The sequence below is a fragment of the Streptomyces sp. NBC_00873 genome (genome assembly GCF_045207415.1).
Taxonomy (GTDB): Bacteria; Actinomycetota; Actinomycetes; order Streptomycetales; family Streptomycetaceae; genus Streptomyces.
In genome coordinates, this window is record NZ_CP108803.1 from 6,251,407 (window position 1) to 6,267,746 (window position 16,340).

Annotated in this window: 12 protein-coding genes, 2 tRNA genes and 2 pseudogenes; 15 read left to right on the forward strand and 1 reads right to left on the reverse strand. The window is 70.4% G+C overall.

Features of this window, described 5'->3' with window-relative positions; all coding sequences use genetic code 11:
* The 10 genes and pseudogenes from OH809_RS28795 (at position 1) to OH809_RS28840 (ending at position 6,891) form a co-directional block, all read left to right on the forward strand.
* Positions 1-150, forward strand: coding sequence for a hypothetical protein (locus OH809_RS28795; RefSeq protein WP_406419326.1), 150 nt, complete (start codon positions 1-3; stop codon positions 148-150).
* An 85-nt stretch (positions 151-235) separates the two neighbouring features.
* Entirely contained in the window at positions 236-400 is a 165-nt protein-coding gene (locus OH809_RS28800) for a hypothetical protein (RefSeq protein ID WP_037697690.1), read from the forward strand.
* Positions 401-438: 38 nt separating this feature from the next.
* On the forward strand, positions 439-1,056 hold the full coding sequence (nadD, locus tag OH809_RS28805; protein ID WP_406419324.1) for a nicotinate-nucleotide adenylyltransferase: 618 nt from the start codon (positions 439-441) through the stop codon (positions 1,054-1,056).
* Positions 1,057-1,075: 19 nt separating this feature from the next.
* Positions 1,076-2,812, forward strand: coding sequence for an LCP family protein (locus OH809_RS28810; RefSeq protein WP_406419323.1), 1,737 nt, complete (start codon positions 1,076-1,078; stop codon positions 2,810-2,812).
* Between the two features lie 115 nt (positions 2,813-2,927).
* A complete protein-coding gene (gene rsfS / locus OH809_RS28815; protein WP_406419321.1) occupies positions 2,928-3,359 on the forward strand; it encodes a ribosome silencing factor in 432 nt (143 codons plus the stop codon).
* Complete coding sequence (locus OH809_RS28820; RefSeq protein WP_406424929.1) at positions 3,356-4,009, forward strand: histidine phosphatase family protein; 654 nt, start codon at positions 3,356-3,358, stop codon at positions 4,007-4,009. The genes rsfS and OH809_RS28820 overlap by 4 nt, the downstream gene beginning before the upstream one ends.
* 140 nt (positions 4,010-4,149) lie before the next feature.
* Positions 4,150-4,222: transfer RNA gene (locus OH809_RS28825), tRNA-Ala, on the forward strand.
* 546 nt (positions 4,223-4,768) lie between these two features.
* Positions 4,769-6,235, forward strand: a pseudogene (locus OH809_RS28830) (MFS transporter); the annotation flags it as partial.
* A gap of 224 nt (positions 6,236-6,459) precedes the next feature.
* Positions 6,460-6,693 (forward strand): hypothetical protein, encoded by a 234-nt coding sequence (locus OH809_RS28835; RefSeq protein WP_266985765.1) that lies wholly within the window; start codon positions 6,460-6,462, stop codon positions 6,691-6,693.
* 125 nt (positions 6,694-6,818) lie between these two features.
* Positions 6,819-6,891: transfer RNA gene (locus tag OH809_RS28840), tRNA-Ala, on the forward strand.
* 110 nt (positions 6,892-7,001) lie between these two features.
* Here the strand turns inward: OH809_RS28840 and OH809_RS28845 are convergent.
* Positions 7,002-7,289, reverse strand: a pseudogene (locus OH809_RS28845) (oxidoreductase); the annotation flags it as partial.
* 402 nt (positions 7,290-7,691) lie between these two features.
* Here OH809_RS28845 and leuS point away from each other — a divergent pair.
* The 5 genes from leuS to OH809_RS28870 all read left to right on the forward strand — a co-directional run bounded on the left by leuS (position 7,692) and on the right by OH809_RS28870 (position 16,298).
* Entirely contained in the window at positions 7,692-10,565 is a 2,874-nt protein-coding gene (gene leuS, locus OH809_RS28850; protein WP_406419319.1) for a leucine--tRNA ligase, read from the forward strand.
* A 157-nt stretch (positions 10,566-10,722) separates the two neighbouring features.
* Positions 10,723-11,472: a hypothetical protein gene (locus tag OH809_RS28855; RefSeq protein WP_406419317.1), complete on the forward strand. Its 750-nt coding sequence runs from the start codon at positions 10,723-10,725 to the stop codon at positions 11,470-11,472.
* 240 nt (positions 11,473-11,712) lie between these two features.
* Positions 11,713-12,558, forward strand: coding sequence for a DegV family protein (locus OH809_RS28860; RefSeq protein WP_406419315.1), 846 nt, complete (start codon positions 11,713-11,715; stop codon positions 12,556-12,558).
* A gap of 498 nt (positions 12,559-13,056) precedes the next feature.
* Entirely contained in the window at positions 13,057-13,749 is a 693-nt protein-coding gene (locus tag OH809_RS28865) for a helix-hairpin-helix domain-containing protein (protein WP_406419313.1), read from the forward strand.
* Positions 13,746-16,298, forward strand: a complete 2,553-nt coding sequence (locus OH809_RS28870) for a ComEC/Rec2 family competence protein (RefSeq protein WP_406419311.1) — start codon at positions 13,746-13,748, stop codon at positions 16,296-16,298. Before OH809_RS28865 ends, OH809_RS28870 begins: the two co-directional genes overlap by 4 nt.
* Positions 16,299-16,340 lie beyond the last annotated feature (42 nt).

Below are 16,340 nucleotides of genomic sequence, written 5' to 3' on the forward strand. Positions count from 1 at the left end.
ATGCCGCACACCGTTGCTCTGCTCGCCGCCGCATCCGATGATCAGGGCCCGGGCAACACCATCCGGATCGTGCTGCTCGCCTCGCTCATCGGCGCGGCGCTGCTCGCGTGGTTCCTGCTCCGCGGATACCGCAACGACGACAACGACTGAGTCGGCGTGAGCGTGCCCGGGGCACCCGCATACGATGTCCGCGACGTCTTCCCTTCCGACTCCCGATCGATAGGTCCTGCAGAAGATGAGCCTCACAAGCACCGCGCACCAGCTGGTCACTCTCGCCTCCGAGGGCGGCGAGAACGGTGGTAACCACGAAAGCCTCAACCCGTACCTGACCGGTGGCGGTGCGTTCGTCGTGCTGCTGCTCCTGCTGTGGATCACCACGCGCTTCAACCGCGACCGCTGAGGCCGAGGCGTACAGCTGTGCCAGTAGGCTCTGCACGCATGGGAGAGCAGGAAGTGCCTACCGGTGCCGCAAGACGCCGACTCGGCGTGATGGGCGGGACGTTCGACCCGATTCATCATGGACACCTGGTGGCGGCCAGCGAGGTGGCCGCCCGGTTCCACCTCGACGAGGTGGTCTTCGTCCCGACCGGGCAGCCGTGGCAGAAGAGCCACAAGAATGTGTCCCCGGCCGAGGACCGCTATCTGATGACAGTCATCGCGACGGCGTCCAACCCGCAGTTCTCGGTCAGCCGCAGCGACATCGATCGTGGCGGACCGACGTACACGATCGATACGCTGCGGGACCTTCGCGCCATCCACGGCGACGCGGACCTCTTCTTCATCACCGGCGCCGACGCCCTCTCCCAGATCCTCACCTGGCGAGACGCCGAGGAGCTGTTCTCGCTGTCCCACTTCATCGGTGTGACGCGGCCGGGGCATGTGCTCACGGACGCCGGCCTGCCGGAGGGCGGTGTCTCCCTCGTGGAGGTCCCCGCGCTCGCGATCTCGTCCACGGACTGCCGTGAGCGGGTCGCGCACGGGGATCCCGTCTGGTACCTGGTGCCGGACGGCGTGGTCCGATACATCGACAAGCGCCAGCTGTACCGCGGCGAATGAGCCACGGAGAGGGGGACCGGTGAACGACCGACAGAACCCGTACGACCCGTACTACCAGCAGTCGCAGATCGTCGGCTACGACGAGTACGGGCAGCCGGTGTATCAGCAGCCCGGGCAGCAGCAGGAACAGCAGCCGCAGCAGTACGACCCGTACGCGCAGCAGCAGGAACAGCAGCCGCAGCAGTACGACCCGTACGCGCAGCAGCAGGGGCAGCAAGGGTACGGATACGACCCGTACGGCCGGCAGCAGCAGCAGCCGCAGCAGCAGCCGCAGCAGTACGACCCGTATGCCTCCCAGCAGCAGGGTTATGGCTACGACGGGTACGGCTACGACACCGGTCAGCAGTCGGCCGCGGTCGACGCCACGGCGCAGTGGAGCATCCCGCAGCAGGCTCCCGCGCCCGCACCCGTATCCGCCCCGCAGCAGCCGGAACCGCGGTCCGGGTTCGACTCCGAGCCCGAGCCCGAGCCGGCCGTTCCGGAGCAGCGCCGCGCGGACCGCGAGGACGGCACCGGGCAGTTCTCCTTCATCGAGGAGCCCGACGAGGACTCCGAAGACGTCATCGACTGGCTGAAGTTCACCGAGAGCCGCAGCGAGCGGCGCGAGGAGGCACGGCGACGCGGCCGCAACCGGATGGTCGCGCTCGTCGTCGTGGTGGCCCTCGTCGTCGTCGGCGGAGTCGGCTACCTCTGGTCCGCGGGCAAACTCCCGGGCCTCGGCGGCTCGGAGGAGAAGAACTCCGCGACGACGGGTCCGCAGCAGCGCGATGTCATCGTGGTCCATTTGCACAGCACCAAGAAGGGCGGCACCTCCACGGCGCTGCTCGTCGACAACATCACCACCAAGCAGGGGACCACGGTCCTGCTCCCCAACTCGCTCGCCGTCTCCGACGACGAGGGCAACACGACCACCCTCGGCAAGTCCGTCGACGCCGACGGTTCGACCGGCACCCGCGAGTCGATCGACACGCTGCTCGGCACCAAGATCTCCGGAACGTGGCGGCTGGACACCCCGTACCTGGAGAACCTCGTCGACCTGGTCGGCAATATCGAGGTCGACACCGACACCGATGTACCCGACACCAAGAAGGACGTGTCCCCCCTCGTGAAGAAGGGCGAGGCGCAGACCCTGAGCGGGCAGATGGCCGTCGCGTACGCCACGTACCGGGGCCCCGGTGAGGCCGAGGCGAATCAGCTCATGCGGTTCGGGCAGGTCATGCGCGGCGTGCTGCGGAAGATCTCGGACGATCCGAAGGCCGCCACGGTCACTGTGCAGACGCTGGCGCAGATTCTCGACCCGTCGCTGCCGGAGGAGGACCTCGGCGCGTCCCTGGCGAAGCTCGCCGAACACGCCAAGATCGGCGACTACAAGACGGCGCTGCTGCCGGTGCAGGCCGACGGAACCCTGACCGACGCGGCCACCGAGAGTGTCGTCAAGGACGTCCTCGGCGGCACGGTGAAGGCACCGGACCAGGACGCGGCCGTGCGGGTCGGAGTCAGGAACGGCACCGGGAACGCGGGCGGTACGGAGTCCGCCCGGATCGAGCTGGTCAATGGTGGCTATGCCTTCGTCGGCGGCGGGAACACCGGCACCGAGGCGTTGTCCGAGGTCCTCTACCGCGATGCGGCCGACAAGGAGAGGGCGACCCAGGTCGCCAAGACCCTGGGCCTGCCGGTGAGCGCGGTGAAGCGGGGCAAGCCTGCCGCGAACGCGGATGTGTCCGTCGTTCTCGGCCAGGACTACAAGATCAAATAGTCGGGCTCCACCTCCTGGACGATCTCCAGGAACGATCTTCGGAAGATCACTGCGTGGGCTGTCGGCGGTCCGTGAGACCCTAGAGGTTGATCTGACCGCCGACGAAAGCCTGCTTGTGACCGCCACGGACCGCTCCATCGAGCTCATCAACGCCGCCGCTCAGGCGGCCGCCGACCGGCTCGCGCACGACATCATTGCGTACGACGTCAGCGACGTGCTGTCGATCACAGACGCCTTCCTGCTGGCCTCGGCCCCCAACGACCGCCAGGTCAAGTCGATCGTCGACGAGATCGAGGAGCGGCTTCAGAAGGAGCTCGGGGTCAAGCCGGTGCGCCGTGAGGGTGACCGCGACGCCCGCTGGATCCTCCTCGACTACGTCGACATCGTGATCCACGTCCAGCACAGCGAGGAGCGCGTCTTCTACGCGCTGGAGCGCCTGTGGAAGGACTGCCCCGAGATCGCCCTGCCCGAGGACGCCGTCAGGACCCGGGGGAAGGCCGAGGAGCACGCCCAGCTCACCGGCGGCATGGAAGGTGACCAGAGCTGAACGGCAGCAGCAGCGGCAGGGGCCGCAGGATCGTCCTCTGGCGACACGGCCAGACGGCGTGGAACCTGGAGCGCCGATTCCAGGGCTCCACGGACATCGAGCTCACCGAGACCGGCGTCGGGCAGGCCCACCGGGCCGCCCGGCTGCTCGCCTCGCTGAAGCCGGATGCCATCGTCGCCTCGGATCTGCGGCGGGCGGCGGCCACGGCCGGCGAGCTCGCCGCGATCACCGGGCTCGACATCACCCCTGACGCGGGACTGCGCGAGACCTACGCGGGTGCCTGGCAGGGCCTCACCCACGAAGAGATCGTCGAGCGGTACGGCGAGCAGTACGCCGCGTGGAAGCGGGGCGAGCCCGTGCGGCGCGGCGGCGGCGAACTGGAGACCGAGGTTGCCGACCGGGCCGCCCCCGTCGTGCTCGATCATGCCGACAAGCTGCCCGACGGCGGCACGCTCGTCGTGGTCAGCCACGGCGGCACCATCCGCACCACCATCGGGCGGCTGCTCGGTCTGGAAGCGCGCCACTGGGAAGGGCTGGGAGGGCTCTCCAACTGCTGCTGGTCGGTGCTGGGCGAGGGCGCGCGCGGCTGGCGCCTGCTGGAGCACAACGCGGGCACCCTGCCCGAACCCGTGCTCGGCGACGATGCCTAGAACGTCTCTCCGGGGCGCCTCACGGCGGTGCCCGGAGGCCCCCTCCGGGCCGCGTCGGCCGGATTTCACTTTCTGGCTGGTCACAGGCTAAAGTTCTTCTTGTTCGCAGCGCGGAAACGCAGGGAAACACAGCGGACAGCGGGGCTATAGCTCAGTTGGTAGAGCGCCTGCATGGCATGCAGGAGGTCAGGAGTTCAATTCTCCTTAGCTCCACAATCAGGATCCCGTCCCCGGCAGGGGGCGGGATCTTTGCGTTCCCCCAGGTGTTCCTGGATCCGGCTGTGGTCCTGCACGCGTGCGGCCACTCACCGTTCCTGGGCAGTGGGCAGGAGTGAGTCCTGGCTCACCGGCACGCCCCGAACGGTCTTGGGCGCACTGGTCCTCCGCTTTCGCGTCCTGGGCGGCGACGCATATCCCGTACGCGGTCCGTCCCAGGCGGGCGGAATCCCTACGACCTGGCCATGTGGGTGTGGCCGGAGGCGACGGGGAGGCCCCGAACCATCTCTCCGGTAGAACGGGGGCCCCGACTGCTGACACCACACCCGGCGTCCCAGATCGCACCGATAACGTTACGCACACCCCGCCAGGCATACCCGCAGATCGTTACACCGTTCACCCAATCGTGCCTATCTGCGCCAAAAGCAGCTTGCGTGCCCAGCAGTCGTGACCCCCCATGGTCGGTGCCCCATAACGGAGTTGCCGGTAACAGCATCAGCGGGCTCTCGTTACCCGTATGAGGCCGGCGGCACGCTTCGGGTCATGACATCGACATCCGAGGCAACTCCACGTTCCGTACCCAGCAAAGACGGCACCAATGACAACGGCGTCACGGATGGACGTTCCGGCCGGCTGCTCGCCCTGGTCCTGGCCACCCAGTTCATGGCCCTGCTCGACACCTTCATCGTCAATGTCGCCGCACCGACGATCCGCACCGAACTCGGCGCCTCCGGTGCTGGGTTACAGCTCGTCGTGGCCGGCTACACCATTACGTACGCCGTTCTGCTGATCACCGACGCCAGGCTCGGGGGGCTGCTCGGCCACGGCCGTGCCCATCTGGCCGGGCTCACGGTCTTCACCGCCGCCTCACTCGCCTGCGGACTGGCCGCGGACACCGCACAGTTGATCGCCTTCCGGCTGATCCAGGGGGCGGGTGCGGCGGTGATGATTCCGCAGGTGCTCAGCCTGATCCAGCGGCACTTCACCGGTACGGCGCGCACCTGGGCGCTCGGTGCCTACAGTGCGGTCCTCGCCACCGGCGCGGCCGCCGGGCAGGTGGTGGGCGGGGTGCTGGTCAGCGCCGATCTGTTCGGGGCGGGTTGGCGGCCGGTCTTCCTGGTGAACGTACCGATCGGGCTTGTTCTGCTGGTGCTCGGCCGACGCGTGCTGCCACGCGAACCGCGTACGGGGCAGGCCAGGGAGGAAGCGCGGGCCCGCGGGCTCGATCTGCCCGGCCTGGTCCTTCTCACCGCCGCCGTCACGCTGTTCGCCGTGCCCCTCGTCCTCGGGCGGGAGTTGGGCTGGCCGGCCTGGACCCGGGTCTGCCTGCTCGCCTCCGTCGTGTTCTTCGCCGGGTTCGTCGCGTACGAGACACGGCTGGCCGCGGGCGGCGGCGCACCCCTGATCGCCCTCAGGGTGCCGCGTATCCCCGGAATCGCGTCGGCGGCGCTGCGGATTCTGCTGGTGATGGCGATCAACTCGGGCTTCCTCTTTGCGATGACGCTGCACGTCCAGGGCGGTATCGGCTACTCGGCGCTGCGTGCCGGGCTGATGTTCGCACCGACTGCGGTGGTCTTCGGCGCGGTCGGGCTGACCTGGCGCCGGTGGCCGACGCGTCTCCAAAGGGGGCTGGTTCCGGGCGGGTTCGTCCTGGTGGCCGTCGCCTCGGTGGGGGTCGGGCTGGTGATGCGCGATGGCGGGGACGGCGGGTTCATGCTGTATGCGGCTTTGGTCGTCATGGGGGCGGGCGTGTCGCTGGGATTCAGTCCCCTCCTCACCCGCGCACTGGCCAACGTACGGCCCGAGGACGCCGCCGACGCGAGTGGTGTGCTGGTGAACGTCACCCAGCTGGGTCAGCTCATCGGTGTCGCGACCTTCGGCACGCTGTACCTCAACCGCCTTGATACGCCAGGGGCGCACGGGTCCGGCCATGCCCTGTGGGTGTGCGCCCTCGTGCTGTCGGCGGCCGCGATCGTGGGCGTGTCGGTCGGTCTCGTAAGGCGTCGGCAGCGGGGCGATTCTCAGCAGGGCTGCCCCCCTTGCGGGGTCATGGCAGAATCGGACCGCCGGAGGGGGCGACGGACCGAACGGGAGGGAGCGCGATGCCTGCGAGCCGCCACGAGGTCGCGGACCTGCCCCTTGTTCCCGGAGTTCCTGACGTTCCCGGAGTTCCCGAAGAGAACGGCGGAACCTCCCGCATGTGTACGGCCCGCAGCCACGGCCGGAGCTGACCCATGGGTGCACACAGGCGGAAGTGCGACTGGTGCGGCGGCGGTACGCCCATTGTCCGGGACATGGATCCGATCAATGCCGAGTACCAGTACTGGTGCGAGGAGTGTGCGCGGGCGCTGATCATAAAAGGCGACCCGATCGAGACGTACCGGGAGCTGGAGGGGGAGCCGATCTACGGACGGCTGTTGGAGGAGCACTGCACCCTGAAGCGCTTCTACTCCTTCGCGACCGCCTGAGCACCCGGTCGCACAATCTTCCCGAATGGGGCAAATCAGTTCCTGTGGGAATCGATTTGGTGGTGGGCCGGGGTGACCGTGTAATGTTCTCGATGTCGCCAGGGAGACCGGGCGGAACACAGCACGGGGCTATAGCTCAGTTGGTAGAGCGCCTGCATGGCATGCAGGAGGTCAGGAGTTCAATTCTCCTTAGCTCCACAGGGAAGTAACAGGAAGCGGGTCATCCGAATTGGATGACCCGCTTCCTGTCTGTACAAGTCAATTGCGGCCGGCAGGTCCAGGACATGGGCGGCAAGATGGTCCGTGAACGCGGACAGGGCGTCGATCCAGTTGCTGTGGTAGCCGCCGGTCAGCACGTCCTGGGGCAGTGGTGGTGCGCCGGCCAGCTGCAGCACGTACCGCAGGGGCACAGCTGTGGGCACCTCGATGACCACCGGGCGCGAGACGGCGCCGGAGGGGGTGAGCAGCACCGTGCCGGGCTCGTCGGGCAGGCCGGTGTGCCCGTAGCGGCGGGCACCGATCCGGGCCGCGACGGCGAGCTGCGCGTACGTCTGCGCGTTCGGCAGCGGCGTCGGGGCGCCGGCGACTCCCGACTCCGACTCCGAATGGTTCGGCAGAGCGGTCCCGTTGCCGCATGCCAAGTCGCTCCATACCGACCAGTACGAGGTTTGAGCGGTTGTCCCGATAGAGGGCGTTACGCGGAGTAACCCACGCTTCCCGGACGTTCCGCCGTGGCCCGGTGCGTGCTCCGCCGCCGCCTCGCCGGCGCTCCGGCCGTCCGCCGTCGTCCACGGAGCGGAATCGCCCGGCTGCGCTCCGGGCCCGTGCGGTACCCTGACGCCATGCGTGCCGTACGCCTTCTGCTTAGCGAGCCGCGCTGATCAGTCCCGACCGGTGTGAATGCCTGGTTGGAATCGGCGCGGCGTCCCCTCCTGTGCGAGGGGCTTTTTCGTTTCCGTAAGCGCTGGCAGATGACGATCGATGGAGCTTTGAGGATCATGAGCGAGACGAATTCCGCAGTCGACGTGGCTGCGCCGCACCGCTATACGGCGGCGATGGCCGCCGACATCGAGGCACGCTGGCAGGACTTCTGGGACGCCCACGGCACGTACGAGGCGCCGAACCCGACGGGCGATCTGGCGGGCGACGCGGAGCTGGCCGCCAGGCCGAAGAAGTTCATCATGGACATGTTCCCGTACCCCTCCGGTGCGGGCCTGCACGTCGGTCACCCGCTGGGCTACATCGCCACCGATGTCTTCGCCCGCCACCAGCGCATGACCGGGCACAACGTGCTGCACACCCTGGGCTTCGACGCCTTCGGCCTGCCGGCGGAGCAGTACGCCGTACAGACCGGTACGCATCCGCGCGCCTCCACCGAGGCAAACATGGTCAACATGAAGTCCCAGCTGCGCCGGCTGGGCCTGGGCCACGACAAGCGCCGCTCGTTCGCGACGATCGAGGCGGAGTACTACAAGTGGACCCAGTGGATCTTCCTGCAGATCTTCAACTCCTGGTACGACACCGAGGCGGACCGGGCCCGGCCGATCGCCGACCTGGTCGCGCAGTTCGAGAACGGTGAGCGCCCGACCCCGGACGGCCGCGACTGGAGCGCGCTGAGCGCCGCCGAGCGCGCCGATGTCCTGGGCGAGTACCGCCTGGCGTACGCCTCCGACGCCCCCGTCAACTGGTCGCCGGGGCTGGGCACCGTACTGGCCAATGAAGAGGTGACGGCGGACGGCCGTTCCGAGCGCGGAAACTTCCCCGTCTTCAAGGCCAAGCTGCGCCAGTGGAACATGCGCATCACCGCCTACGCCGACCGGCTGCTGAACGACCTGGACGGGCTGGACTGGCCCGAGGCGATCAAGCTGCAGCAGCGCAACTGGATCGGGCGTTCCGAAGGTGCGCGCGTCGACTTCCCCGTCGACGGCGCCGGTGACATCACCGTCTTCACCACCCGCCAGGACACCCTGTTCGGCGCCACGTACATGGTGCTGGCGCCCGAGCACGAGCTGGTGGAGCGGATCATTCCGGCCGCCTGGCCCGAGGGCACCCACCCGGTGTGGACCGGCGGACACGCGTCCCCGGCCGAGGCTGTCACCGCGTACCGCAAGCAGGCCGCCGCCAAGTCCGATGTGGAGCGACAGGCCGAGGCCAAGGACAAGACCGGTGTCTTCACCGGTGCGTACGCGACCAACCCGGTCAGCGGCGAGAAGGTGCCCGTCTTCATCGCCGACTACGTCCTGATGGGCTACGGCACCGGCGCGATCATGGCCGTACCGGCGCACGACGCGCGCGACTTCGCGTTCGCGCGCGCCTTCGAGCTGCCGATGCGCTGCGTTGTCGAGCCGTCGGACGACCGCGGTACGGACACCTCCACGTGGGACGACGCGTTCGCCTCGTACGACGCGAAGCTGGTCAACTCCGCCAACGACGAGATCTCGCTGGACGGCCTGGGTGTCGTCGACGCCAAGGCGAAGATCACCGAGTGGCTGAAGGCGAAGGGCCTGGGCGAGGGGACCGTCAACTTCCGACTGCGCGACTGGCTGTTCAGCCGCCAGCGCTACTGGGGCGAGCCCTTCCCGATCGTCTACGACGAGGACGGCATCGCCCACCCGCTGCCCGAGTCGATGCTGCCGCTGGAGCTGCCGGAGGTCGACGACTACTCGCCGCGCACCTTCGACCCGGAGGACGCCGACACCCAGCCCGAGACTCCGTTGTCCCGGAACGCCGACTGGGTCAACGTCACGCTGGACCTGGGCGACGGCAACGGCCCGAAGAAGTACCGCCGCGAGACCAACACCATGCCCAACTGGGCCGGTTCCTGCTGGTACGAGCTGCGCTACCTGGACCCGAACAACGACCGGAAGCTGGTCGACCCGGCGATCGAGCAGTACTGGATGGGGCCGCGCGAGGGTCAGCCGACCGGTGGTGTCGACCTGTACGTGGGCGGCGCCGAGCACGCCGTACTGCACCTGTTGTACGCCCGCTTCTGGTCCAAGGTCCTGCACGACCTGGGGCACATCTCGTCGGCGGAGCCGTTCCACAAGCTGTACAACCAGGGCATGATCCAGGCCTTCGTCTACCGGGACAGCCGCGGCATCGCGGTCCCGGCGGCCGAGGTCGAGGAGCGCGACGGCACGTTCTACCACCAGGGCGAGAAGGTCAGCCGTGTCCTGGGCAAGATGGGGAAGTCCCTGAAGAACGCCGTCACGCCCGACGAGATCTGCGCCGAGTACGGGGCGGACACGCTGCGTCTGTACGAGATGGCGATGGGCCCGCTGGACGTGTCGCGTCCGTGGGACACGCGCGCCGTCGTCGGCCAGTACCGGCTGCTGCAGCGGCTGTGGCGCAACATCGTCGACGAGGAGACCGGTGAGGTCACCGTCGTGGACACCGAGCCCGGCGAGGACACGCTGCGCGCGCTGCACAAGGCCATCGACGGCGTCGGCCAGGACATGGCCGGGATGCGCTTCAACACCGCCATCGCCAAGGTCACCGAGCTGAACAACCACCTGACCAAGGTGGGCGGCCCGCTGTCGCGGTCCGTCGCCGAGCGGCTGGTGCTGCTGGTCGCACCGCTGGCGCCGCACATCGCCGAGGAGCTGTGGCGCCGGCTGGGCCACACCGAGTCGGTCGTGCACCAGGACTTCCCGGTCGCCGATCCGGCGTACGTCGTGGACGAGACCGTGACCTGCGTGGTGCAGGTGAAGGGCAAGGTCAAGGCGCGGCTGGAGATCTCCCCGTCGATCTCGGACGAGGATCTGGAGGCGCTGGCCCTGGCCGACCCGGCGGTGGTCGCGGCCCTGGACGGGGCCGGGATCCGCAAGGTGATCGTGCGGGCGCCGAAGCTGGTCAACATCGTCCCCGCGTGACGGTCCGGGTCCGAGGCTGACCGCCGGTTGTCGTACGGCGGTCTGAGGGCTTTCCCCTACGGGCAGGTTGGGGGTTCCGACGGAACCCCCAACCTGCCCGTTCCGTTTACGGTTGAGGGGCCGGTACTCGGCATCCGAACCGACATCAAGGGGCGTCATGGAAGCCGTGATCCTGATCCTGGGGCTGATCTTTGTCGCGCTCATGGCCCTGGGCGTCTATGTGAGCGTCAAGGTCATCGGCGCGGCGAAGCGCGGCGTGGACCGCACGATCACGCAGGCGCGCCGCACCGTCGAGGACACCACGCTGCGGGCGAAGAGCTATGGCCAGCCGGGCGTGGCTGGTGAGCTGGCGCAGCTCCGGCTCGCGCTGCGTACGTCGATGCGGGCCACGCAGGAGGCGCTGCAGACAGGGGTGGCCGAGGACGCCTCGCTGTCGGAGTCGCTGGGGCTGTTCCAGCGACTGAGCGTCCATGGGCGGGAGCTCGACGAGGAGCTGAAGAGGCTGGAGCGCGAGCCCGACCGGGCGACGGTCGCCTCGCTGCTGCCCGGGCTGAAGCAGCGCACGCAGCGGATCACGCACTCCGCGGAGTCGCTGCGGTGGGCCGCGCGCGACCGGGCACGGCAGTTCGCCGACGACGATCTGGCGGCGCTGAACACGCAGATCGACGTGGAGGTGGCGGCGCTGCGGCACTGGACGGTGGAGGAGCCCGTGGAGCCTTCGGCTGGGGCGGACGCCCGTGCCGAAGGGCGGGTCGGCGCCGGTGCGGGGGCACGCCCGGGTGGGGACGGACGGGCGTGGAATGCGCAGGTCGGCGAGGAGGGGCCGGAGGCGCTCACGGCTCGGGATCCTCGAGGGCAGACGGGCTATCCGTGGCAGAAGGCCGCGCGGCCCGAGACGACGAACTGAGGCGGCGGGGCGGACGCGACCGGGGACTTCGGTCGCGCGCATGGGCGGCTGCGGGCGGTTCCGGGCACGGTACGCACGCGCGTGGCCGTCGGGTCCGGGCGTGCACAGACGAGTGGCCGTCGTGTCAGGCTCGAACCGACGTGACTGGTGGTGGCAGGATGCGCCCTGAAGCGACCGGATGTGATCACTCGCTCGGGGGCGGACTGCCGAGCCACCGCCCCGGCAGGTAACCTCCCGCTCATGTCCCGCCATGTCGCGATCGTCACCGATTCCACGGCCCACCTGCCGCCCCAGACGATGGAGCGGCATGGCATCACCGCAGTGCCCCTGACCGTCGTCCTCGGCGATCAGGCGCTGGAGGAGGGCACCGAGATCTCGGCCCGCTCCCTCGCTCTGGCGCTCCAGAAGCGCCGACCCGTGACGACATCCCGGCCCAGCCCCGAGGTCTTCGCCGCGGCGTACCGGGCGGCGGCCGAGGCGGGCGCAACCGGCATCGTCTCGCTGCACCTCTCGGCCGAACTCTCGGGTACGTACGATGCCGCGCTGCTCGCCGCGAAGGATGCTCCGGTGCCGGTGCGGGTCGTGGACACCGGGATGGTGGCCATGGCCCTGGGATTCTGCGCCCTGGCGGCGGCGGAGACGGCGGAGGGGGGCGGCAGCCTGGACGAGGCGGTCGCGGCCGCCGAGAAGCGGGCCGCGGGCACCTCCGCGTACTTCTACGTCGACACGCTGGACTATCTCCGCCGCGGTGGACGCATCGGCGCGACCCAGGCACTGCTGGGGTCGGCGCTCGCGGTGAAGCCGCTGCTGAAGCTGGACGGCGGCCGTATCGAGCTGCTGGAGAAGGTACGGACGGCCTCGAAGGCGATCGCACGGCTGGAGGAGATCGTCGTCGAGCGGGCGGGTACGGGCCGGGTGGACATCGCCGTGCACCACCTGGCAGCGCCCGAGCGCGCCGAGCGACTGGCCGAGAGGTTGCGCGTGCGAGTCCCGGGACTGGCCGAACTGCATGTCAGCGAGGTGGGTGCCGTGATCGGTGCGCACACCGGCCCGGGTCTGCTGGGAGCAGTGGTTTCGCCGCGTTGATCTCACTCCTGGGAGTGAGCGAGATATCCACAACTGGTCGGTTGTCCACCGGATATGGGCCTGCTCAGCGGGTTCGGGCACATGTGCCTAGCGTCGTGAGGCATGGCTCCCCGATCACATCGTGCAAGCAGCGGAAGTGGACCCGGCCGCGCTGCGGCCTCGGACGTGCGGGACCGACGCAGGCCCGGTGCGGGCCAAGGCGTTGATTCCGGGCCTGGTCCTGGACCCGGTACTGGCCCCGGGCGGCGACGGCCTTCGCGCGGGCGCGCCGCCGTGGTCGCTGCCGCTTCGAGGCGGCGTGCGGACGCGCTCATGGCGGGGGCGTACGGAGGACGTGCGGACCGGTCGGTGACGGGGCCGGCCCCGACCTCGGACACGGCCCCCGCACCGGCCCCGGCAGTTCCTGGTCCGGCGAGTGCCGCGCCGTCCGACGAGCCGGCGCGGGTGGTCGAGCCGGCTCCGGCTGCACCGGGGCGGTGGGAGCGGATGGTGCCCGCGGTGCGGGAGCGGCTCCCGATGTGGTTGCGGCTCAGGTGCGGTCTGGAGCCGAGAACCCTTGCCGCGCTCACCGTCGTGCTGGTCGCTGCCGCAGTCTTCGCAGCGCTCCACTTCCGGTCCGCACGGCCCCAGTCCGTGCGCGCGCCCGATCCGGTCAACGAGCGTGCGCACGCCCCGACATCGGACCCGATGACGGATCCCGTCCCTACCCCCGAACCGTCACCCGGACCACCGGTCACCCCGGGACCGGACGGGCGGATCGTCGTCGACGTCAGCGGCAAGGTGCGGCGGCCGGGCATCTACCCCTTGCCGTCCGGAGCGCGGGTGGCCGACGCGCTACGGGCGGCGGGCGGGGTCCGGCCGGGCGTGGACATCACCGGGCTCAACCGGGCACGGGTGCTGCTGGACGGGGAACAGGTCGTGGTCGGCGCGCCACCCGGCGCACTCGTCTCCGGTGCCACGGGCGGCGCCGGCACGGGCGGCCGTGGTGGCCCGGCGGCCGGGCCGGTCAGCCTCAACAGCGCGACCGTGGAACAGCTGGACACCCTGCCCGGCGTCGGTCCGGTCCTGGCCCAGCACATCCTCGACTACCGCACGCAGCACGGCGGCTTCCGTTCCGTCGACGAACTCCGTGAGGTCAACGGGATCGGCGACCGCCGGTTCGCCGATCTTCAGCCGTTGGTACGGCCATGACCCGCCCGCACGTCCCACCGGACGTCCATACGGCGTCGGGCCGACGGCTTGGCGCCTCCGACCCGCGACAGGAGGGCCCGGTCGATCTGCGACTGGTCCCGCCGGCCCTCGCGGCCTGGGCCGCCGCGGCGCTCGCCGTGGGTGCGCCGTGGCGCTGGACGGCCGCGGGGACGGCGCTCTGCCTCGTCGCCGCCCTGGTGCTCCTCGGCCTCTCACGGGCCTCAACGACCCGCGCAGCGCGCGCTCGGCCCGCCGACCACCGGGAGTGCGAGGGCGGTGAGGGCAGCGCCGGACGGAACCGGCACAGGCTCCATGCCACCGCGGCGGCCGCGGTGCTGCTCTGCGCGGCGGCCGGAGCGACGGCGGCGGGCCTGCACGGCGCGGACGCACGGCAGGGGCCCGTTCCCGGTCTGGCCGACCGTTTCGAGAGGGTCGCGGCGGACGTAACGGTCACGTCCGACGCACGCCGGACCCGCCCCCGGGTCCACGGCGACCACAGCACCCCGGCCGCTATCCTCCTGGACGCCGAGATCACCGGGCTCACGGCACCCGACGGTGCCACCACCCGTCTCCGCACCCCAGTGCTGCTGATCGTGTCGCCCTCCGGTTCGACGGCGCGATGGGAGCGGCTGCTGCCGTCCACGAGGCTGCACGTGAGCGGCCGACTCGCGCCACCGCTGCACAGCGGGCAACGCAACGCCGCGGTCCTGCGTCCGGACGGCAAGGGGCCGCCTCGCGTCACCGGGCCGCCGAATCCTCTCCAGCGCACGGCGGGCGAACTGCGCGCAGGCCTGCGACGCGCGACGGACGGGCTGGATCCCGATGCGCGGGCGCTGCTCCCGGGGCTGGTCGTCGGCGACACCTCCAGGGTCACCCCCGAACTCCACGAGGCCTTCCAAGCAGCCGACCTCACGCACCTGATGGCGGTCTCCGGCGCCAACCTGGCGATCCTGCTCGTGTTACTCATCGGACCGCCCGGCGCCGCGCTCCGGGTCGAACGCCGCGGTCTGGCAGCCCGGTTGGGCATCCCGCTGCGGATGACCGCGCTGCTCGGCGGCGGACTCACGCTCGCCTTCGTCCTCGTGTGCCGACCGGAGCCGAGCGTGCTGCGCGCCGCGGTCTGCGGACTGATCACACTGCTCGCGATCGGTACGGGCCGCCGCCGCTCGCTGATTCCCGCACTCGCCGCCGCCGTTCTGCTGCTCGTGCTGTACGACCCGTGGCTGACACGCAGTTATGGCTTCGTCCTCTCCGTGCTGGCGACAGGCGCCCTGCTCACGATCGCCCCGCGATGGAGTGCCGCGCTGCAACGGAGGCGGGTGCCGCCCCGGCTCGCGGAGGCGCTGGGTGCGGCCGCCGCGGCGCAGGCGGTGTGCGCGCCCGTCGTCGTGGTGCTCGCCTCGCGGGTCAGTCTGGTGGCGATTCCGTGCAACCTGCTGGCCGAGTTCGCGGTGGCGCCCGCCACCGTCCTCGGGTTCGCCGCGCTCGCCGCGGCACCGGTGGCCATGCCCGTGGCCGAGCTGCTCGCCCGGATCGCGGGCTGGCCGGCCGGGTGGATCGCCTCCGTGGCCCGCACCGGGGCGGCTCTTCCCGGGGCGGAGATCGACTGGCCCGACGGCTGGCGCGGAGCGCTCCTGCTGACCGCCCTCACGGCCCTGGCGGCGCTCTTCGCCCGCCGTATCGCGCGTCACCCATGGGCCTGCTCGGCTGCCGCGCTGCTGCTGGTCCTCGCGGTGCTGCGCCCGGTGCCGCTCACCCGGGTGCTGACGGGATGGCCACCGCCGGGCTGGGCGTTCGTGATGTGCGATGTGGGTCAGGGCGACGCCATGGTGCTTGCGGCGGGGGACGGCGAGGGCGTGGTGATCGACACCGGGCCCGATCCACGTCCGGCCGACCGCTGCCTGCGTGACCTGGGCATCACCCGGGTACCGCTCCTGCTGCTCACACACTTTCATGCCGATCATGTCCGAGGTCTGCCCGGCGTGTTGCGGGGCAGAGCGGTCGGCGCGATCCAGACGACGAGTCTGGACGAACCACCGGACCAGGCGGCGTTCGTACGCAGAACAGCCGCCGCGGCGCGGGTACCCCTGGTACGGGCAGCAGGAGAAGAGCGCCGCCGCATCGGCACGCTCGACTGGCGAGTCCTGTGGCCGGCGGGAGGCGCGACGGCAGGCCCCCTACCGGAGGAGCCGAACGACGCCAGTGTCACGCTGTTCGTCCGGACCGGCGGACTGAGCCTGTTGCTCCTCGGTGACCTCGAACCAGCGGCCCAGCAAAGGCTGTTGCGCCAGTACCCGGCGCTTCCGCGGGTGGACGTCCTCAAGGTCGCCCATCATGGATCCGCCCACCAGGACCCGGCGTTGCTGCGCAGCGCGCGTCCCCGGCTCGCCCTGGTGAGTGTGGGCAGGGACAACCCGTACGGGCACCCGGCGGCCCGGACCGTCGAGGCGCTGAGGGCCGGGGGAGCGGTGGTGCTGCGCACGGACCTGGACGGTGCGATCGCGGTGACGGGTGCCGGGTCGCGGCTGCGGGTGGTCGGGCGCTCATGACCACCATCCGGCCGACCGCACCCGTGCAACCGCGTCGTGGCC